Below are 17,674 nucleotides of genomic sequence, written 5' to 3' on the forward strand. Positions count from 1 at the left end.
TGAACGCATTACCTTGGTGGAGCAGACCCCGAACCCCGGTCTGCTCCACCGGTGTTGCCCGAGGGCTGACAGATGGATGCAAAAGGCAAGCTGACAGGCACGACCGTGATGGTCGTGGACGACATGGAGGCCAGCCGGTACGCCATGGGCACCGTGCTGAGCCGCGCGGGGCACCGGGTCGTACCGGTCGCCACCGGCGGCGAGGCTCTGGCCGAACTCGACAACCGGCTGCTCAAGGGCACCCTGCCGGACGTGGCGCTGGTCGACGTGGGGCTGCCCGACATGAGCGGCTTCGACCTGTGCCGGCTGTTCAAGGAACGCCCGCACACGGCCGGGATGCCCGTCGTGCACTTCTCGGCCGCGGCTTCGCCCCCTGCCGACCTCTGCCAGGGCCTGGACGGGGGCGTCGAGGCCTATCTGAAGGTGCCCGCCGAGCCCCTGGAGATCGAGGCGGTGGTCCGGGCCGCCGTACGCAACGCGCAACTGCGGGCCGGCGACCGGGCGCTCGTACGGCGGCTCACCCTGCTGTCCGAGACGATCGTCACCATCCAGTCGGCACGGACCCTCCAGGAGCTGTCCGACGCGGCCGCCGAGGGTGTCTCGCGGCTCACCGGAACCCCGGCCGCGGTCTTCGTCCTCGACCAGGACGACCAGCTCTACCGAGGCCTGTCCCGCGACCGCATTCCCGTCGCCCTGCCCGACGAGGCCGCCGACCGGGCCGTCAGCACTCTGCTGCGCCGGCTCACCCGGGGACAGGCCGGAGTGCAGCTCACCACCGTGCCGGCGCCGCTGTGGCCCGCCGGGTTCTTCCGGCCCGGTGTCCAGCACGACGCCCGCCTCGCGCTGGTCGTCAGCCAGGACGGCCGGGCCCCGGTGTGCCTGGCAGCGCCCGCGCGCGGGATGCGCAGGGTGGGTCTTGAGGGCGAGGCCCTGCTGGCGCAGCTGGCGCAGGCCACCGCGCTCGCCGCCGAACCGCTGCTCATGTACAAGGTCGAGCGGCATGTCGCCCTCACCCTCCAGCACAGCTTCCTGCCCCAGCCGCACCGGCTGCCCGAGCTGCCGGGCATCGATGTCGTGGTCCGCTACGTCCCCGCCTCCCGGCAGACCGAGATCGGCGGCGACTTCTACGCCGCGCTGCGCGTGGACGAGGGCGTGCTGACCGCGGTCGGCGACGTCGTCGGGCACTCGCTGGACGCGGCGACCGTCATGGTCGAGCTCCGGCACGCGCTGCGCGCCTACGCGGTCGACGAGAGCGATCCTGCCGTGCTCGCCGAGCGCCTGGACCGGACCCTGCGGCGCTACCACCCCGACACCACGGCCACCGTCTGTCTGGCCCTGATCGACCCGGACACCGGGCGCACCCGGATCGCCAACGCCGGTCACATCCCGCCGCTGATCGTCCGCGACGACGGCACCGCCGACTACGCCGAGGCGGCCGGTCCGCTGCTCGGGATCGGCCTGCCGCATCCGCCGGCCACCGAGCTGTTCCTCGAACCCACCGACCGGCTCCTCATGGTCACCGACGGCCTCATCGAGACCCGGGGCACCGACCTCACGGCCTCCCTGGAACACCTGCGCGCGGCCTCCGCGGGCGCCCTGCCCGGACTGGACGCGCTGTGCGACACCCTCCTGGACACCTTCGGCCACGACCGGGAGGACGACATCGCCATGCTGGCACTGCGGCTAGGGTGACCTGTGCCGCCGTAGAACAGGAGTGCCCATGCCGCAGATCACCATCGAACGCTCCCCGTATCTCGACCATGTCCACTGGGAGGAGCTCGCCCTGGCGCTGCACCCGGTCGTCGTCGAGACGGCGGCCGCGAAGCTCGAGGCGTGCAAGACCCGGGTGCTGCGCAGCGAGGACGAGGCGGTCGGCGGCGAGAAGGAGAACCACGCGATCGTGAACGTCACGATCGCCCTGCTCGCCGGACGGTCCGAGGAGACCAAGGCGAAGCTCACCGAGGCCGTCGTGGAACTGCTGCGCAAGCACATCGGGCCCGAGGACGGCCTCACCGTGCACCTCTCCGCCGAGGTGCGCGACCTGGACGCCTCCTACACCAAGGCCGTGCTCTAGGACGCCAGCGTGATCAGCCGGGCCGCCAGGTCCGTGAACGGGCCGTCGTGCGGCTCGTCCCTGAGCATCCGGCGCAGCAGCGCGGTCATCTCCTCGTCGTAGGCCGCGCTCACCGCGGCCAGCGCGGCGAAGTCGTGCACGAGCTGGATCTCCAGCTCGGCACGTGGGATACGGCGGCCGTCCAGCCAGATCAGGGCCGTCGACTCGACGAGCGAGATCCAGGAGCGGATGAGCAGTTCCAGGCGCGCGGGCGGGTCCGTCACCCTCAGATGCGACAGGATCTGCTCGTAGGCGACCTGCCGTACGGAGTCGATGAGCGCGTTCGTCGCCGACGAGCCCACGGCGGGCCCGCCCCGCATCAAAGCCGAGAAACCCGGCCCGTGTTCGTCCACGAAGTCGAAGAACCGGCGCATCACCCGCAGCAGCCGGCCGCCCAGCGAGCCCTGGTGCGGTTCCTCGAAGCGGCTCGCGAGATCCTGGGCCGCCCGTTTCAACGCGGCCTCGTAGAGGCTGAGTTTGCCGGGGAAGTAGTGGTAGACCAGCGGTCGCGAGATACCGGCCGCCGACGCTATCTCGTCGATGGAGACCTCGTCGGGCGAGCGGCGGGCGAACAGTTCGAGGGCGACGCCGATCAACTGCTGACGCCGTTCCTCGACTCCCATTCTTCGACGGACCCCGGTTGTCATACGAACACCTTACCGATCGAATCCGGCCCGGAACGGTCCGGTCCGGCCGGCGGTGTTCACATGTCCGGCACCGGTCCTCTACCGGAGCCCGCTGACCGCCCGCCCGTCCTCCAGGGTCCCCTTCAGCTCGGCCCGGCCCCCCTGCTCGGCCTTCACCGCCAGCAGGTTGCCCCGGGCGGAACCCTTCACCCCGCCCGTCGCACTGATCGACGACGTCCCCCGGCTCCCCGCCGCCAGCAGGTACCAGGAGCCGGTCCCCGACTTCCACAGCACCCCGGCCAGCACCTGCGGATCCTTCGCCCCGCACGCCGGCACGTTCTCGGCCTTCGCCGCGACCGCCCCGTACGTCGAGCCGGGCGAGTGGAACTGGGCCAGCACCCGCTCCCCGCCGCCCTGCCAGGTCTCGGCACGGGTGCACACCCAGTCGGCCGCCCCGCCCGTGTCGGGCAGCGGCTGCGACGCGTACGCCCAGGCGTTCACACTGCGCACGCCCGAGGAGCGCATCGCACCGAGCGAGCAGGCGTACGGCGCCCAGGCGCGCAGCGCCCCCGCTCCGGAGGCGTCCTTCACGGAGCCGGGACGCCCTGTGGTGAGGCGGGCCGGCACCAGTTCGCCCAGGTCGGTCAGCAGCCGGGTGGCGGAGGCGTCCGTCAGCTGGAGCACGTTCCAGGAAGTGCACGCGCCGCTCTGTGCCGGGCCGGCCATCGGCGCCGTGGTGCCGCCGGTGAGCGTGAGGTCCATGGCGCCGGAACTCGGCTTCAGCAGGTCCCGCTCGGCGGCCTTCGTCACCCAAGGAGCCGTCAGATAACGGATGTTGCCGTCGGCCCGGCCCAGCACGACCGCGCCCGCCCCGGCCCGGTCCGCGCCGTCGACGCGGGCGAAGTCGAGGGCGGCGCCCTTGGTGCCGTCCCGCGGCTCGGCGTAGCGGACGATGCGCAGACCGTCGTAGAGGAGCACCACGCGTGCGTTGTCGACGGTCCCGGCGTACAGGAGCTGCGGCGGGCCGGAGGGGCCGCCCGAGGGGGTGCCGGGGGTCGCGGAGACCTGGACGCTCTCGCCGGGACGGGCCCAGACGGCGAGCGCGCGGCGCAGCAGGGCGCGGTCGCCGGTGAGGTCGCCGCGCGCGGGCCATACGGAGAAGTCGGTGCGCGCCGAGGACTCCCACGCGGCGGCCGGGACCTTGAGCAGCAGGGCCGGGTTCAGGGCGGCCTGGGCGGCGGGGTTCTGCGCGTAGGGGGGCGCGGCGGCGCCGTCGGGGCCCCAGCCGTCTCCGGGCAGGCCGAGCAGCGCCCCGCACACGGCGACGGCCGCAGCGGCGGCGAGCGCGGCCTTCATGTGCTGCCTGCGCCGCATCAGGTCGGTGGGGCGGGCCTGTAGCGAACAGGGGTCGAACTCGGGGGAGTCGAGGAGGGCGTACGCGTCCTCGGCACCGGCCGCCTCGTCGAGCGCCGCGGCCACGCCTGCCACGCCCGCCGCCGTCAGCAGCTCCCGTACGTCACCGTCGGGAAGCTTCTCCAGACCGCGCAGGACACAGGCGGCGCGGGCCGGCCCTGACATGGCCGACAGCCGCTGGTCCAGGGCGAGTTCGTCGGCGCCGCCGGAGCGCGGGAAGAGCCTGAGGCCCCACACGTGGGGGAGCAGCGGCGGGAGCTGGGAGCGCTTGGGCCACGCCCGGCGCCTGAGCGGAAGGCCCGCCTCCAGCGCTGTACGCACCACCTGGAGGCGGACGAAGGCGTAGCCGGGGTCGCCCTCGCGGCCGGCCGGCTGGGCCGGGATCACGGGCGCCGCCGTGCGGCCCCGCGGCAGGGCGCGCTGGGTGAGGGCGTGCGCGGTCAGGACCCGCCGGCCCCGGCCGAGGCCCGGCGGCAGTACCAGATAGGCGATCCTGACCAGCCGGGGGTAGTGCTCGACGAGCGCGGCCTCGGCCTGCTCGACATCGACGACGGGGTCGGCGGCGGAGCCGGAGGCGGGTGCGGGGCGCGGGGCGACATCCTGTGACTGCACGTTCAGCAGAACGAGCGAATCGTTGGTTGGTCACCGCCGCCGTCGCGTCCCGCGGGGTGGTGCGGGAGCGGGGGCGTCCGGTCCTGGTGACCGGTGCGACGCGGAGCATGCACGGCAACCCCGAGTGACCTGCGTGGCGATGGCTCCGCAGCTCTGCGGCACATCACGGCACGCGATCATCGCCGCTCGGGCGAGTTCAGTCGGCCGGTTCGACCAGGGCGCGCGCGTAGTTGGCCATCGACCGCTGGTAGCGCGGGAGATGGGGCGCGAGCGCGCCCAGGACCAGCGAAAGACCCTCGCGGTCGCGGCCGAGGCTGGACAGGCACAGGGCGAGCGTGGCGCGCACCGCGTCGTCCAACTCGTCGGACGGGCCGTCCAGTTCGGGGGTGAGCAGCTTGACGCCCTCCTCCGCCTGCCCGATGTTCCGCAGGGAGCTCGACAGCTGGATCTTGGCGCGCCGCCCCTTGTATTCGGACAGCCCGCTCGCAAGGGCCTCCCGGTACAGTGGGGCCGCCTTGTCGGAGTGCCCCGTCGAGTCCCACGCGCAGGCCCGCTCGAACGGACCGAGCGGACTGCCGTCCGGAAGCTCGGCCACGAGCGCGTCGATCACGGCCCGGAACTCGGCCGCCCGCTCTTCCGGATACTCGTCGAAGGTCGCCCAGGCGGCGTCGACCCGCTTCTCCCAGTCATCGTTCACCGGCCCACTTTCGCACAGCCGTACCCGTGACGACATCAGGATTTGAGCGTCCCGCGCTCCGCAGCCGTATGGGAGGAGACGGACCCCCGCCGGGGCCCGTCCGACGTGACCCCGTGACCGGAGGAACAGATGAGGTTGACCCGACCGATGCTCGCGCTGACCGGCGCGGCCGCGGTGCTGGCGCTCGCGGGCTGCGGATCCGGCGGTGACGCGAAGGCCGTCGCCGCGGTGCCGTCCGCGGCCACCGGGAGTCTGGAGCACCTGGCCGCCGAGGTGAAGTGCACGCCCAACATCCAGATCGACGCCGACGAGCTGCGCCAGGCCGTGTGCAAGAAGTCCAAGGACGCCGACGGCAAGTTCATCCTCGCCACGTTCGCCACCGACCGCGGCCAGCGCGAGTGGATCAACGGCGCCAAGGACTACGGCGGTCACTTTCTGGTCGGCCGCAAGTGGGTCGCCGTCGGTGACACCACCAAGACGGTGACGGTGCTGCGCAAGACGCTGGGCGGGGACATCGAGGAGGGCACGGACCACTCGAAGATGGGTGCCACGCACTCGGCCCACTGAGGACGCGAACACGAGAAAGCCGGCGGTGAGAGATCCTCACCGCCGGCTTTCTCAGTGCGTCACTGGCACTTCTTGCCGGTGTTGATGCAGTTGACCATCTGGTTCATCGTGTTCTGCGAGAAGAAGTTGATGAAGTCGTTGTGGTCGGTGATCGGCTTGTGCAGGTTCTCCGGGAAGGTGTCCACCGCGTAGGGGTTGACCACCGTGCCGTTCTGCAGCTTCGGGGCCGGGACGTTGTACACGAGCCGGACCTGGAGCTGGGGGATCGCCTTGAAGCCGTTGGCGCAGGAGCCGTCCGCCGCGGCGAAGGCCACGTGCGTGCGGTGGTTGGCGCTGTCGATGTTCTGACCGTCCCAGCAGCTCTGGAAGTTGGTCGTGCGCACCACCTGACTGCCCTGCGGGCAGATCGGGTACTTGTCGTGCAGCTGCACCTTGTTCTCGAAGCCGGTGCAGGACCAGTTCACGTTGGCGTTGGCGTTGCCGTTGACGAAGGCCTTGGCGTCACCGGTGATGATGCGCAGGGCGGTCGGCATCGCGACGACGTTGCCCTTCTTGTTGCCGACGAACTTGATCTGCGCCTGGGAGGCCTGCAGGATCTTGCCGACGTTGCCTTCCTTGCCACCGCCGTCGTTGTTCTGGTCGAAGTCCTTCGTGCCGTTCTGCAGACGCAGCACCGGCCAGAAGTACGAGGACTTGTCGCCCTGGTTCTGGCAGGTGGACTGTGCCGCCGCCAGCTCCTGGTCGCTCGCGAAGGCGTCGTTGCTCTGGTTGCCGACGTAGTCGTGCAGGTGGTGGGCGCCGTTGGCGACACCGGGAGCCACGATCACGTTGTCCGTGTTGTGGTTCTTGTTCGCGTTGGTGCCGCACTTGGTGGTGAAGCTGCCCCGCGAGCCCGAGTTGCCGTTGGCCGGGAGGCCGTTGGCGCCCACGCCGAGCTGGGCGTTGCCCTGGACCTTGGTGATGTCCACGAAGTCGGCCGCGACCGGGCCGTTGCCGCCCTGTCCGCCGTTGCCCTGCTGCTGACCACCGTTCTGCTGGCCGCCCTGCTGCTGACCACCGTTCTGCTGGCCGCCGTTGTTCTGCTGGCCACCGTTCTGCTGCTGGCCGCCATTTTGCTGCTGGCCGCCGTTCTGCTGCTGGCCACCGCCGGCGTTGGTCTGCGGGGCCGCGGCCTGCGTCGTGCAGGCCGCCAGCTGGCTGAGCGAGGTGTTGAACTGACCCCCGACCCGCTGGATGTCGATGCGGATCCGGTCGATCGTGGCCGCCCGCTTCTCCTTCAGGGGACCGACGATGGCGTTCTGGACGAAGCCCGAGTCACCCGCCTGGGCCTGCCGCGTCGAGGCGAGCCTGGCGTAGGCCTCGGTGATCTGCTTGTCCAGGTTGGCCAGCTCCGTGGCCACCCCCTGACGCGCGTTCTGAGGCACGTTCGTCAGCTTCTGACCGACGTCGGGGCAGGAGATGGTCGCGACCTGCGCGGCGGCGGCCTTGGTCTGGTTCTGGGACCAGCCGTTGTTGTTCGACTCGTGCGCCGAAGCGTAGAAGTTCGCCCAGATCAGCCCGCCCCCACCGAGCGCTAGGGCCGCCGACGCGGCTATGGCCTTCGTGGCCATCGACGAGCGGCGTTTACGTGTATTGCGTCCCATGGAACTCCTCTGACTTCCTTTTCCGGGCCATCGAGGCGCCCGACAGGAGTGAAGCGGCGCCCTCCCATACGCAGGGCGCCCCATGGGTGTTCAGCCGTCCCACAAACAAATCAGAGGTTTGCCGGGACCCGGGGCGGCAACAGCCGCCTGAGCAGCAGGAGTTACAGAGAATGAGGGTCCGCTCACCGGCCCCGGTCCAGAAACGCGAGCACCGCCAGAACGCGGCGATTGTCGTCGTCCGACACCTCAAGACCCAGTTTGGTGAAGATGTTGGCGGTGTGCTTGGCGATGGCCCGTTCTGTCACGACGAGCTTGCCGGCGATCGCCGCGTTCGACCGCCCCTGCGCCATCAGCTCCAGCACCTCCCGCTCGCGGGGCGTGATCCGGGCGAGCGGCTGGTCGTCGGCCGCCCGCCGGGCCAGCAGCTGCTGGATCACCTGCGGGTCCATCGCCGTACCGCCCGCCGCGACCCGCCGTACGGCGTCCACGAACTGCTCGGCGTCGAACACCCGGTCCTTGAGCAGATACCCCACCCCGCCGCTGCCGTCGGCCAGCAGCTCGCGCGCGTACAGCTGCTCCACGTGCTGCGAGAGCACCAGCACCGGCAGCCCGGGTCTGTCCCGCCGGGCGTTCAGCGCGCACTGCAGCCCCTCGTCGGTGTGCGTCGGCGGCAGCCGTACGTCGACCACCGCGACGTCCGGTTCCAGCTCGGCCAGCGCGCGGGCCAGCTCGGGCCCGCTCTCGACGGCCGCGGCGATCTCGAAGCCGTGTGCCTCCAGAAGTCGTACGAGACCGTCGCGCAGCAGGAAGAGGTCTTCGGCCAGGACTACACGCAAGGGATCTCCATGGTGACCATGGTGGGGCCGCCCGCGGGTGAGCTGACGGCCAGGACGCCGTCGAATGTACCCAGCCGCCGCTCGACTCCGGCCAGGCCCGAACCGGCCCCGATCACCGCGCCGCCCCGGCCGTTGTCGGTGACGGTGATCCGCAGCATCCCCTCCCCTTCCTTCTCCTTCACGTGATGCAGGTCGATCCAGATCCGGTCGGCGCCCGAGTGCTTGACCGCGTTGGTGAGCGCCTCGCTGACGGCGAAGTAGGCGGCGGACTCCACGGGAGCGTCCGCCCGGCCCGGCAGATCCACGATCACCTCGGTCGGGACCGGCATCCTGAGCACCAACGCCCTGACCGCGTCGCCCAGTCCGCGCTCGGCCAGGACCGGCGGATGGATGCCGCGCACCAGGTCGCGCAGCTCGGTGAGCGCGTCCGCGGAGGACTGGCGGGCCTGCGCGAGGAGCCGCTTGGCCTGCGCGGGGTCCTTGTCGAGGAGCATCTCGATGGTGCCGAGATCCATGCCCATGGCGACCAGACGGGCCTGCGCCCCGTCGTGCAGGTCCCGCTCGATGCGCCGCAGTTCGGCCGCGGAGGTGTCCACCGCGTCCCGCCGGGTCTCGGTGAGGACACGGACCCGCTCGGCCAACTCGCCCTGTCCGGCGCCGAGTACGGCGCGGGTGAGCCGGAAGTGGGCGGTCAGCAGCCGCGGGGCGAGCGGGGCGAGGCCCAGCAGGGCGACGGCCAGGGCACCGGCGGCGAGTGCGGAGGCCTGGTCGCTCACGCGCACGAAGCCGTACCAGTAGCCACCCGTTTCCGCGAGCGGCCGCCACAGCCCGGCCGCGACCGCGAGTCCCTCCAGCGGGTAGAAGACGAGCGCCGCCGACAGCAGCGCCGTCACGAACCCCGCCGTCATGTCCACCTGGAGCCACCGCAGATCCCGCCAGGTCGCCGGGTCGCGCAGCATCGCGTAGGTGCGGGCCCAGGCGTGGGCGTTCTCCGGTATCGGCCGGTACGCCGACGGGATCCGCACCCCGTACCACTCGGCCGCGAGCACCCGCCGCCAGTCCGCGAAGGCACGCACGCCCGTCAGCACCCAGGGGGTCGTGAAGGCCCCGATCCCGACCGGGACGAGGCAGATGGACACCAGGCTGAGCGTGAATCCGAGCAGCGCCCCCGGCAGCGTCACCAGCGCCAGTGCGAGCCCCCGCACGGCCGCGAGCCCGATGCCCCGCGCCCTCGTACCCCAGCTGCCGTTCCGCGTCTCCATGGTCATACGGCCAGTCTGGTCGAGCCGGCGAAGCGGGTCACTGGGCCTGGCCGCCCGGTTGGGAAGTGGTGCCAGGTACACCCCCTGCCCCGCGCGCGTACCCCTTTCGGCGCGCTCACACCGTGAATCGCGCCACAACATCACCAGGTAACACGGGGTTCACATTCGAGCAATGACCGGGAAATCGCCTGTTGACAGGCTCGCGGGCACCAAGTGGCGGCGTTTCAGTGCCGCAGCGCCGCAGCACCCGCAGTGCGTAGACACATCCCCGAAGGAAGTGGCCCGTGACCTTCAAGGCTGAGTACATCTGGATCGACGGCACCCAGCCGACGGCCAAGCTCCGTTCCAAGACGAAGATCCTTGCGGACGACGCCAAGGGCGCGGAGCTGCCGATCTGGGGGTTCGACGGGTCCTCCACGAACCAGGCCGAGGGCCACTCCTCGGACCGTGTCCTCAAGCCGGTCTTCTCCTGCCCCGACCCGATCCGCGGCGGCGACGACATCCTCGTCATGTGCGAGGTCCTCAACATCGACATGACGCCGCACGAGTCCAACACCCGTGCCGCGCTGGTCGAGGTCGCCGAGAAGTTCGCCGCCCAGGAGCCGATCTTCGGCATCGAGCAGGAGTACACGTTCTTCAAGGACGGCTACCCCCTCGGCTTTCCCAAGGGCGGCTTCCCGGCCCCGCAGGGCGGCTACTACTGCGGTGTGGGCGCGGACGAGATCTTCGGCCGTGACGTCGTCGAGGCGCACCTCGACAACTGCCTCACGGCGGGCCTCGCGATCTCCGGCATCAACGCCGAGGTCATGCCCGGCCAGTGGGAGTTCCAGGTCGGCCCGGTCTCCCCGCTGGAGGTCTCCGACCACCTGTGGGTGGCCCGCTGGCTGCTCTACCGCACCGCCGAGGACTTCGGCGTCGCCGCGACCCTGGACCCGAAGCCGGTGAAGGGCGACTGGAACGGCGCGGGCGCGCACACCAACTTCTCCACCAAGGCGATGCGCGAGGGCTACGACGCGATCATCACCGCCGCCGAGTCGCTGGGCGAGGGCTCCAAGCCGCTCGACCACGTCAAGAACTACGGTGCCGGCATCGACGACCGCCTGACCGGCCTGCACGAGACCGCCCCGTGGAACGAGTACTCCTACGGCGTCTCCAACCGCGGCGCCTCGGTCCGTATCCCGTGGCAGGTCGAGAAGGACGGCAAGGGCTACATCGAGGACCGCCGTCCCAACGCCAACGTCGACCCGTACGTCGTCACGCGCCTGATCGTCGACACCTGCTGCTCCGCGCTGGAGAAGGCCGGCCAGGTCTGATCTCCACCGCTGCTCCCCGAGGGGCGTCCACCGGCCACGGTGGGCGCCCCTCGGGGCTGTGCCACACCGATTTCACGTCAGGGAAGTGTCCGAGCAGTGAGAGGAGACTCCTGCCGCGGGCCGGTGTCTGCTTCAATGGGCTCATGGCCAGCTTCCAGAAGATCACCGCGACGGGTCGCCACGACCTCGAGCCCTTCTGGCCCTCCCGTCAGCACCACGACTTCGACCGGGTGTGTTGCCGCGCGACGAACGCGCCGGCCCTCTAAAGCCGTACACCCCGGCCTTCGGCCAGCGCGCAGACGTACGTCCTCCGACGATCCTCTCGCGCGAAAGAGCTGACCTCATGGCGACCACTCGTTCCCTCTCCACCGCCACCCTCCCCACCCCGGCCGAGAACGGCGCACGGCACCGGCTGCGAGCCGTCGGCCCGGACGAGGTCCCGCACGTGGCGGAGTTCCTTCCGCCGGGCGCCACCTGGCTGCCCGCTCCCCAGCACACCCTTCCCACCCTGCCTGGCCAGCCCCCGATGATCGGCTATCTGGTGCTCGTCCCGGCCGACCAGCACCCGCCCTTCCCTCAGGAGCCGAAGGCGACGGACGCCGGCGACGCCCTCGTGCGGATCGACACCGTGCAGCGCACCGCCGAGGTGAACGGCAGGGAACTCGACCTCACCTACCTGGAGTTCGAGCTCCTCGCCCACCTCGTGCAGCACCCCCACCGGGTGCACACCCGCGACCAGCTGGTCACCACGGTCTGGGGCTACGGCCACGTGGGCGACGGCCGTACCGTCGACGTCCACATCGCCCGGCTGCGCCGCAAGCTGGGCGCGGACTTCCGGGGCGCGATCCAGACCGTGCGGCGGGTCGGCTACAAGTACACTCCGCCGACCGGCGACTGACCCTCTGCCCACGGCAGATCCGGGTTCCCCCGCGCCGCCCGGGCGGGCACAGTCACCGGCATGAGACTTCTTCTGCTGGGTGGTACGGAGTTCGTCGGGCGGGCCGTCGCCGAGGCGGCCCTGGCGCGCGGCTGGGACGTGACCGTGTTCCACCGGGGACGGCACGCGCCCGTGGCCGGGGTGCGGTCGCTGCACGGCGACCGCACCGCGCCCGACGGCCTCACCGCCCTGGCCGACGAGGGCCCCTGGGACCTGGTCGTGGACACCTGGTCGGCGGCGCCCCGCGCGGTCCGGGACACGGCACGGCTGCTGCGGGACCGCGCCGACCGGTACGCGTACGTGTCGAGCTGCTCGGTGTACACCTGGCCGCAGCCGGCCGGATACACGGAGGACGCGCCTGTCGTCGAGGGCGCCTCGGCCGACGCGGACCAGACCGACTACGCCCGGGACAAACGGGGCGGTGAACTGGCCGTCCTGGACGCCTTCGGCGCGGACCGTTCCCTCCTCGTCCGGGCCGGACTGATCCTCGGCCCGTACGAGAACATCGGCCGTCTGCCGTGGTGGCTGGGCCGTATCGCCCGCGGCGGCCGGGTCCTCGCCCCGGGACCACGGGACCTTCCCCTCCAGTATGTCGACGTCCGCGACCTGGCCCAGTGGACGCTGGGCGCTGCCGACGCGGGACTCGACGGCCCCTACAACCTGTTCAGTCCGTGCGGCCACACCACCATGGGCGAACTCCTCGACGCCTGCGTGACGGTGACCGGCTCGAAGGCCGAGCTGTGCTGGACCGACCCGGACACCGTCCTCGCCGCGGGCATCGCCCCGTGGACCGGCCTGCCGGTGTGGGTCCCGCCGGACACCGACCTGCACACCACCCTCCACGGCGCGGACACCTCCCGGGCCGCCGCCGCGGGCCTGCGCTGCCGTCCCGTCACCGAGACGGTGGCCGACACCTGGCACTGGCTGCGGGAGACCGGCGGGGTGGCCCCGCAACGCCCGGACCGCCCGGTGCTGGGCATCGACCCGGAGACCGAGGCGAAGGTCCTGGCGGCCGGGGCGCACTGCTGAGCGCGATTCGGGTCGGGCGAGGTCGGGCCGGCCCGGCGACCGCCTCGCCTGTTCCCACCGGGAACGTGCCGCCGACCGTGCCCCCCTACGGTCGGCGACCTGCCCCCCCGCCGGATGCGCCGCCTGTTCCTCCTGGACCCGGCCCCGTGCTTCGCCGGGTTCAAGGCGGCGTATCCGCCGGTCCTGCCGCCCGTGGCCGCGGGCAGCAGGACCTGTGACACGTACGAGGTGATGTCCCGAACGGCCTCACCCCACCTTCTCGATCACGGCCCGGCGGATGAGGAACTTGCCGGGCTCCCGTACCTGTTCGAAGGCCGCGTTGTTGAGCAGCACGCAGCTGCCGGAGACCGAAGTCACCTTCACCGTCGTGGACTTGTTGTTGTCCAGGTTGGTGACCTTCAGCGTGGTACCGGCCGGGAACTGGTTGCTGGACGCGGCGGGCGCACCGGCCTCGCCGGACAGCGTGACGGTCGAGCCCTTGCACACCTGCTGCCCGGAGGTGGCGTTCCCTGCGGCGTTCCCGGGGGCGGCGTTCCCGGTCGAGGGGGCCTGGGAGGCGGCGGGCGCTGACGGGGGCGCGGCCTGCGAGGGCTGTCCCGCGGCGGCCTGGGAGCCCTGAGCCGACTCCCCGACCGCACAACCGGACGCCTTCTGCTGCACCTTGATCTGCGCGATCACCGCTTCACGGTTGGCGATCCGGGCCGCCGACTGCGCGTCGGGCGTGGCCCGTTGCCCCTCGATGAAGCGCTGGTTGTTGCCGAGCGCGGTGGCGAGACCCTGGCAGACCGTCGACTCCGCCGCCGTCTGCGGAGTCGCGGCGTTCGAGGTGCTGGCCATCGCGAAGGCCCCACCACCCGCCACCGCCGCCGCGCTCACCAGCAGCGCGACCTTCTTCTTCGTACCGAGCGTTCTCCTGCGCGACATTCGCGCCTCCTGAGAAGTAGGGAAGCGTACGTCGCTATGTACGAGATACCGAACGGATTTGCTCAGCTCTTCTTCAAGGCATCACGTACGGCGTCTTCCGTGCGGGCGACCACGGCCGAGCCGTCGTCCGCCGTGATGATCGGACGCTGGATGAGCTTGGGGTGCGCGGCGAGCGCGGCGATCCAGCGGTCGCGCGAACTGTCGTCCCGAGCCCAGTCCTTGAGGCCGAGCTCCTTGGCGGCGGCCTCCTGGGTGCGGGTGATGTCCCACGGTTCGAGGCCGAGCCGGTCGAGCACCCCGCGGATCTCGTCCTCGCTCGGCACGTCCTCCAGATAGCGACGGACGGTGTACTCGGCCCCCTCCGCGTCGAGCAGGCTGATCGCGCTGCGGCACTTCGAACAGGCCGGATTGATCCAGATCTCCATGGCGCCCACGGTACGCGAAAACCCGTTGTCCACCTGCGTCACAGCACCCCCGAAAGCCCTTGTGGCCAGGGGCTTTTGTCAGTGGCGGGCGGTAGAATAAAACCAGTGTTCGAGGGCGTCGCCGGAGTCCCCGGCCGTCGTCCTTACCGCGACAGGAGGATGCCTGTGCCCGCTGCCGCACTGAAGCCGAAGCCGTTCCCGACCCAGTCCACCGCGAAGCACCCCGTGCTGCTCGACCTGCCGTACACCCCCGTGGAGAAGCGCCCGTTGCCGCCGGGCCGTCCCCGCGAGTGGTATGTCACCCACAACCGCCGCCTCAAGGCGATGCGGCTCGCGATCGCCCTGCTCGACTCCGGCGTCTACGTGCCGAACCAGGCCCGCAACGAGACGATCCGGGACGCGGCGGAGATGATCGGCGTCCACCCACCGTCGGACACGACGTGCCACATGGTGCGGGCGCTGATGCGCTACTCGCGGTAGGCCGTGGCGCCGGGTGCCCTCCTGTTCCATGGGGCGCCCGGCGTTCCGGTCAGCCCGCGGGTTCGGCCAGTTCCTTCTCCAATGGGGTCCGGAACCGGGGCCGCACCCGGGTCGCCCCCACCCACTCCCGCAACCGGGCGGCCTCCACCGCGACGGCCGCCTCCGCCTCGCGCCCCACACCCTCGGTGTCCAGCAACCGCCAGACGATCTCCCCGTCGGGCCGCTGCCCCCAACCGCCCACCACCCGGCCGTTCCACCACACCGTCGGTCCCACGTTGCCGCTGCGGTCGAACAGGGCGGGCCGCAGGGCGGGCGCCAGATACCAGTCCCGCTGCTGCCAGCCCATCGCCGTCGGATCGAGTCCCGGAAGCAGCGCGGCCCAGGGCTCCACGGGCTCCGCGACCGGACCGTCGTCACCGTCCACGACGTGGGCCGGGCCCTCGTCGACGGTCACGGGCACCGCACGGATCGCCGTGAGAGCGCGGCGCACCTCCGTCACCTTCCAGCCCGTCCACCACTTCAGGTCCGCCTCCGTGGCCGGGCCGCACACCGCGAGCCAGCGCCGCAGCAACTCCGCCTGGGCCCCGGCCGCATCGAGCTCGGGATGCGGCGGCGCCACCGCCCAGCGGAACTGCGAGGACATCCAGGTGCCGAGCGGCCGCCCGCGCACCACCTTGCCCTCCACACCGAGCACCCTCAACAGACGGCTCACGACGGTGTGGACGCCCTCGTAGCTCTTCCCTGCCGCGTACACGAACTGCTCCCGCAGCCGCGGCTCGTCCTCGGTGAGCTCCGACGCCGTCGCCTGACCGCGCCGGGCGAGCGCGGCCAGCGCCGACTCCTCGACCTCCTTCAGCCAGACCGCGTCCGGGGCACCCGCCTTCGCCATGTCCTTGATGAGCGCGGCCCGTTCCCGCGCGGCGACCGTGAGACCGGTCGAGGCGTGCACGACCGCGGTGAGCTCGGTCGGGAACGCGAACACGGTGTGCCGCATCCCGTGCATCCGCACCAGGGACCGGTCCTCGTACAACGCCCGCTCGGTCTCGGCGACGGTCCGCGCCGGGTCCACGAGCCGCGCGCCGACCGCCAGGTACACGGTCGCCGGGTCGGACCCGTGCAGCGCGACCAGCGCGTCGGCCACCTCCTCGGGACTCCCCACGCGGGCGCCGCCCGCCAGCTGATGCCGCAGCGCCAGCCGAGACCGCCGCTCGTCCACCCCGATGTACCGCTCCCCAGCACCCATGGGCCCATCTTGACGCAGGCCACTGACAACGCGCCCGACAGGGGCACGGGGGCTGTACCGGTTCCCACAAAGCGCAGGTCACCCGATTGCCGTATCCGGCATGCGCACCATCCCCCTCCGGCCCTTCACTGCGAGGAGGAGGTGAAGGACACCGGCGACCAGGAGGCGAGCGTGACGCAGAGACACGGCACATGAGCATCCCCGGCACTCCACAGGACCGCGGTCGCGCGGCCCGCAAACGCGTCCCCCGCTCCGCCCACGCCGGCTGGATCCCCTCCGCCGACCGCCCCGACCCCGTCGCCGTGCTGGAACGCCAGGGCCGCGACCGCCTCACGGAACTGCTGCCGATCCGGTACGGCAGGATGTCGTCCTCCCCCTTCGCCTTCCTGCGCGGCGCGGCCGCCGTGATGGCCGCCGACCTCGCCGCCCAGCCCCACACCGGCCTCACCGTGCAGCTCTGCGGAGACGCCCATCTGCTCAACTTCGGCCTGTACGCCTCCCCGGAGCGCACCCTCCTCTTCGACCTCAACGACTTCGACGAGACCTTCCCCGGCCCCTTCGAGTGGGACGTCAAACGGCTCGCCGCGAGCGTCGCCGTGGCCGCACGCGAGAACGGGCACAGCGAGGACAAGGCCCACCGGGCGGCGGGGGAGGCGGTCACCGCGTACCGCACGGCCATGCAACGGCTGGCCCGCATGGGCGAGCTGGAGGTCTGGTACGCGAGCGTCGACGACGCCGACAGCCTGCTGCCCCTCGTCCGCTCCGGCCGCCGTGGCCGGCGCTTGGAGTCCAGCCTCGCCCGTGCCCGCCGCCGCACCAGCCTCCAGGCCCTCGGCAAGCTCACGGAGGTCGTCGACGGCCGCCGCCGCATCATCCACGACCCGCCGCTCCTCGAACCGGCCGGCGGCCCCGACATGGCCGGCCTGCGCAAGATCTTCAGCGACTACCGCTCCACCCTCTCCGACGAACGCCGGCTGCTCCTGGACCGCTACCGCTTCGTCGACGCGGCCCGCAAGGTCGTCGGCGTCGGAAGCGTCGGCATGCGCTGCTTCATCGTGCTGCTGGCCGGACGGGACCTCGACGACCCGCTGTTCCTGCAGCTCAAGGAGGCGCGGACGTCCGTACTGGAGGAACATCTGCCGAGCGGCCCCTACGTCCATCCCGGCCGCCGTGTGGTCGTGGGCCAGCGCCTGCTCCAGGCGAGGAGCGACATCTTCCTGGGCTGGATGAGCGGACCGCAGGGACGGGCCTTCTACTGGCGCCAACTGCGTGACACGAAGGGGTCCGCGGAGGTCGCCGGCATGCCCCCGGCCGACCTCAGGGCCTACGCCCGCCTGTGCGGCACCACCCTGGCCCGCGCCCACGCCCGCTCCGGAGACCGCATCGCCATCGCCGCGTACCTGGGCGGCGCCGACACCTTCGACCAGGCGGTCGCCGACTTCGCCCTCGCCTACGCGGCCCGCACCACGTCCGACCACGCGGCCCTGTGCGCCGCCATCGCGGCAGGCGTCGTCAGGGCGGCCCCGGGCGAGTGACGGCCCGCGAGCGGCGGCG

Annotated in this window: 18 protein-coding genes; 9 read left to right on the top strand and 9 right to left on the bottom strand. The window is 71.7% G+C overall.

All coding sequences use genetic code 11. The features are described from left to right. The first annotated feature begins 72 nt into the window (after window positions 1-72). Both RKD20_RS31870 and RKD20_RS31875 read left to right on the top strand, forming a co-directional pair. Window positions 73-1,692 carry a SpoIIE family protein phosphatase gene (locus tag RKD20_RS31870; protein ID WP_424880721.1) on the top strand — a complete coding sequence of 540 codons (1,620 nt, stop codon included), beginning with the start codon at window positions 73-75 and terminating at the stop codon, window positions 1,690-1,692. A 28-nt stretch (window positions 1,693-1,720) separates the two neighbouring features. Continuing rightward, a complete protein-coding gene (locus RKD20_RS31875) occupies window positions 1,721-2,074 on the top strand; it encodes a 5-carboxymethyl-2-hydroxymuconate Delta-isomerase (RefSeq protein ID WP_424880722.1) in 354 nt (117 codons plus the stop codon). Here the strand turns inward: RKD20_RS31875 and RKD20_RS31880 are convergent. The 3 genes from RKD20_RS31880 to RKD20_RS31890 all read right to left on the bottom strand — a co-directional run bounded on the left by RKD20_RS31880 (window position 2,071) and on the right by RKD20_RS31890 (window position 5,497). Continuing rightward, the gene (locus RKD20_RS31880; protein ID WP_424880723.1) at window positions 2,071-2,760 is read right to left on the bottom strand and encodes a TetR/AcrR family transcriptional regulator; all 690 of its coding nucleotides are present in this window, start codon (window positions 2,758-2,760) and stop codon (window positions 2,071-2,073) included. The two genes, RKD20_RS31875 and RKD20_RS31880, sit on opposite strands and share 4 nt — an antisense overlap. A gap of 78 nt (window positions 2,761-2,838) precedes the next feature. Then, window positions 2,839-4,764, bottom strand: coding sequence for a hypothetical protein (locus tag RKD20_RS31885; protein WP_424880724.1), 1,926 nt, complete (start codon window positions 4,762-4,764; stop codon window positions 2,839-2,841). A gap of 196 nt (window positions 4,765-4,960) precedes the next feature. Further along, window positions 4,961-5,497 (bottom strand): tetratricopeptide repeat protein, encoded by a 537-nt coding sequence (locus tag RKD20_RS31890; protein ID WP_424880725.1) that lies wholly within the window; start codon window positions 5,495-5,497, stop codon window positions 4,961-4,963. Between the two features lie 93 nt (window positions 5,498-5,590). Between RKD20_RS31890 and RKD20_RS31895 the strand changes: the two genes are divergently transcribed. Beyond that, a complete protein-coding gene (locus RKD20_RS31895) occupies window positions 5,591-6,028 on the top strand; it encodes a hypothetical protein (RefSeq protein ID WP_007381552.1) in 438 nt (145 codons plus the stop codon). Window positions 6,029-6,087: 59 nt separating this feature from the next. Here RKD20_RS31895 and RKD20_RS31900 read toward each other — a convergent pair whose 3' ends face one another. From RKD20_RS31900 to RKD20_RS31910, 3 genes are all read right to left on the bottom strand, one after another. Further along, window positions 6,088-7,671: a DUF1996 domain-containing protein gene (locus RKD20_RS31900; protein ID WP_424880726.1), complete on the bottom strand. Its 1,584-nt coding sequence runs from the start codon at window positions 7,669-7,671 to the stop codon at window positions 6,088-6,090. Between the two features lie 182 nt (window positions 7,672-7,853). Continuing rightward, on the bottom strand, window positions 7,854-8,507 hold the full coding sequence (locus RKD20_RS31905; RefSeq protein ID WP_424880727.1) for a response regulator: 654 nt from the start codon (window positions 8,505-8,507) through the stop codon (window positions 7,854-7,856). Next, complete coding sequence (locus tag RKD20_RS31910; protein WP_424880728.1) at window positions 8,498-9,775, bottom strand: sensor histidine kinase; 1,278 nt, start codon at window positions 9,773-9,775, stop codon at window positions 8,498-8,500. The genes RKD20_RS31905 and RKD20_RS31910 overlap by 10 nt, the downstream gene beginning before the upstream one ends. A gap of 278 nt (window positions 9,776-10,053) precedes the next feature. On the opposite strand from RKD20_RS31910, the gene glnII reads away from it, so the two are divergent. From glnII to RKD20_RS31930, 4 genes are all read left to right on the top strand, one after another. Beyond that, entirely contained in the window at window positions 10,054-11,082 is a 1,029-nt protein-coding gene (gene glnII, locus RKD20_RS31915) for a glutamine synthetase (protein WP_359422128.1), read from the top strand. Between the two features lie 143 nt (window positions 11,083-11,225). Further along, the gene (locus tag RKD20_RS31920) at window positions 11,226-11,348 is read left to right on the top strand and encodes a hypothetical protein (RefSeq protein WP_020115901.1); all 123 of its coding nucleotides are present in this window, start codon (window positions 11,226-11,228) and stop codon (window positions 11,346-11,348) included. 77 nt (window positions 11,349-11,425) lie between these two features. Continuing rightward, entirely contained in the window at window positions 11,426-11,980 is a 555-nt protein-coding gene (locus RKD20_RS31925) for a winged helix-turn-helix domain-containing protein (RefSeq protein WP_424880729.1), read from the top strand. Between the two features lie 60 nt (window positions 11,981-12,040). Beyond that, on the top strand, window positions 12,041-13,048 hold the full coding sequence (locus RKD20_RS31930) for an SDR family oxidoreductase (protein ID WP_424880730.1): 1,008 nt from the start codon (window positions 12,041-12,043) through the stop codon (window positions 13,046-13,048). A 246-nt stretch (window positions 13,049-13,294) separates the two neighbouring features. On the opposite strand, the gene RKD20_RS31935 is transcribed toward RKD20_RS31930, so the two are convergent. After that, entirely contained in the window at window positions 13,295-13,972 is a 678-nt protein-coding gene (locus tag RKD20_RS31935) for a hypothetical protein (RefSeq protein ID WP_424880731.1), read from the bottom strand. A gap of 62 nt (window positions 13,973-14,034) precedes the next feature. Then, window positions 14,035-14,397 (bottom strand): arsenate reductase family protein, encoded by a 363-nt coding sequence (locus RKD20_RS31940; RefSeq protein WP_424880732.1) that lies wholly within the window; start codon window positions 14,395-14,397, stop codon window positions 14,035-14,037. Window positions 14,398-14,562: 165 nt separating this feature from the next. Between RKD20_RS31940 and RKD20_RS31945 the strand changes: the two genes are divergently transcribed. Next, the gene (locus RKD20_RS31945) at window positions 14,563-14,877 is read left to right on the top strand and encodes a hypothetical protein (protein WP_007381544.1); all 315 of its coding nucleotides are present in this window, start codon (window positions 14,563-14,565) and stop codon (window positions 14,875-14,877) included. 49 nt (window positions 14,878-14,926) lie between these two features. Here RKD20_RS31945 and RKD20_RS31950 read toward each other — a convergent pair whose 3' ends face one another. Further along, window positions 14,927-16,120: a winged helix DNA-binding domain-containing protein gene (locus RKD20_RS31950; protein WP_424880733.1), complete on the bottom strand. Its 1,194-nt coding sequence runs from the start codon at window positions 16,118-16,120 to the stop codon at window positions 14,927-14,929. A 191-nt stretch (window positions 16,121-16,311) separates the two neighbouring features. Here RKD20_RS31950 and RKD20_RS31955 point away from each other — a divergent pair, with 191 nt between their 5' ends. Further along, a complete protein-coding gene (locus RKD20_RS31955) occupies window positions 16,312-17,655 on the top strand; it encodes a DUF2252 domain-containing protein (protein WP_424880734.1) in 1,344 nt (447 codons plus the stop codon). The last annotated feature ends 19 nt before the right edge of the window (window positions 17,656-17,674 follow it).

The sequence above is a fragment of the Streptomyces sp. SLBN-8D4 genome (genome assembly GCF_049739545.1).
GTDB lineage: Bacteria > Actinomycetota > Actinomycetes > Streptomycetales > Streptomycetaceae > Streptomyces > Streptomyces canus_C.

What these genes read in the sequence shown, in the direction of transcription:
- RKD20_RS31870 (WP_424880721.1), top strand. Translation starts at nt 73, where the DNA reads ATGGATGCAAAAGGCAAGCTGACAGGCACGACCGTGATGGTCGTGGAC.
- RKD20_RS31875 (WP_424880722.1), top strand. Translation starts at nt 1,721, where the DNA reads ATGCCGCAGATCACCATCGAACGCTCCCCGTATCTCGACCATGTCCAC.
- RKD20_RS31880 (WP_424880723.1), bottom strand. Translation starts at nt 2,760, where the DNA reads ATGACAACCGGGGTCCGTCGAAGAATGGGAGTCGAGGAACGGCGTCAG.
- RKD20_RS31890 (WP_424880725.1), bottom strand. Translation starts at nt 5,497, where the DNA reads ATGTCGTCACGGGTACGGCTGTGCGAAAGTGGGCCGGTGAACGATGAC.
- RKD20_RS31895 (WP_007381552.1), top strand. Translation starts at nt 5,591, where the DNA reads ATGAGGTTGACCCGACCGATGCTCGCGCTGACCGGCGCGGCCGCGGTG.
- RKD20_RS31900 (WP_424880726.1), bottom strand. Translation starts at nt 7,671, where the DNA reads ATGGGACGCAATACACGTAAACGCCGCTCGTCGATGGCCACGAAGGCC.
- RKD20_RS31910 (WP_424880728.1), bottom strand. Translation starts at nt 9,775, where the DNA reads ATGACCATGGAGACGCGGAACGGCAGCTGGGGTACGAGGGCGCGGGGC.
- RKD20_RS31920 (WP_020115901.1), top strand. Translation starts at nt 11,226, where the DNA reads ATGGCCAGCTTCCAGAAGATCACCGCGACGGGTCGCCACGACCTCGAG.
- RKD20_RS31925 (WP_424880729.1), top strand. Translation starts at nt 11,426, where the DNA reads ATGGCGACCACTCGTTCCCTCTCCACCGCCACCCTCCCCACCCCGGCC.
- RKD20_RS31930 (WP_424880730.1), top strand. Translation starts at nt 12,041, where the DNA reads ATGAGACTTCTTCTGCTGGGTGGTACGGAGTTCGTCGGGCGGGCCGTC.
- RKD20_RS31935 (WP_424880731.1), bottom strand. Translation starts at nt 13,972, where the DNA reads ATGTCGCGCAGGAGAACGCTCGGTACGAAGAAGAAGGTCGCGCTGCTG.
- RKD20_RS31940 (WP_424880732.1), bottom strand. Translation starts at nt 14,397, where the DNA reads ATGGAGATCTGGATCAATCCGGCCTGTTCGAAGTGCCGCAGCGCGATC.
- RKD20_RS31950 (WP_424880733.1), bottom strand. Translation starts at nt 16,120, where the DNA reads ATGGGTGCTGGGGAGCGGTACATCGGGGTGGACGAGCGGCGGTCTCGG.
- RKD20_RS31955 (WP_424880734.1), top strand. Translation starts at nt 16,312, where the DNA reads ATGAGCATCCCCGGCACTCCACAGGACCGCGGTCGCGCGGCCCGCAAA.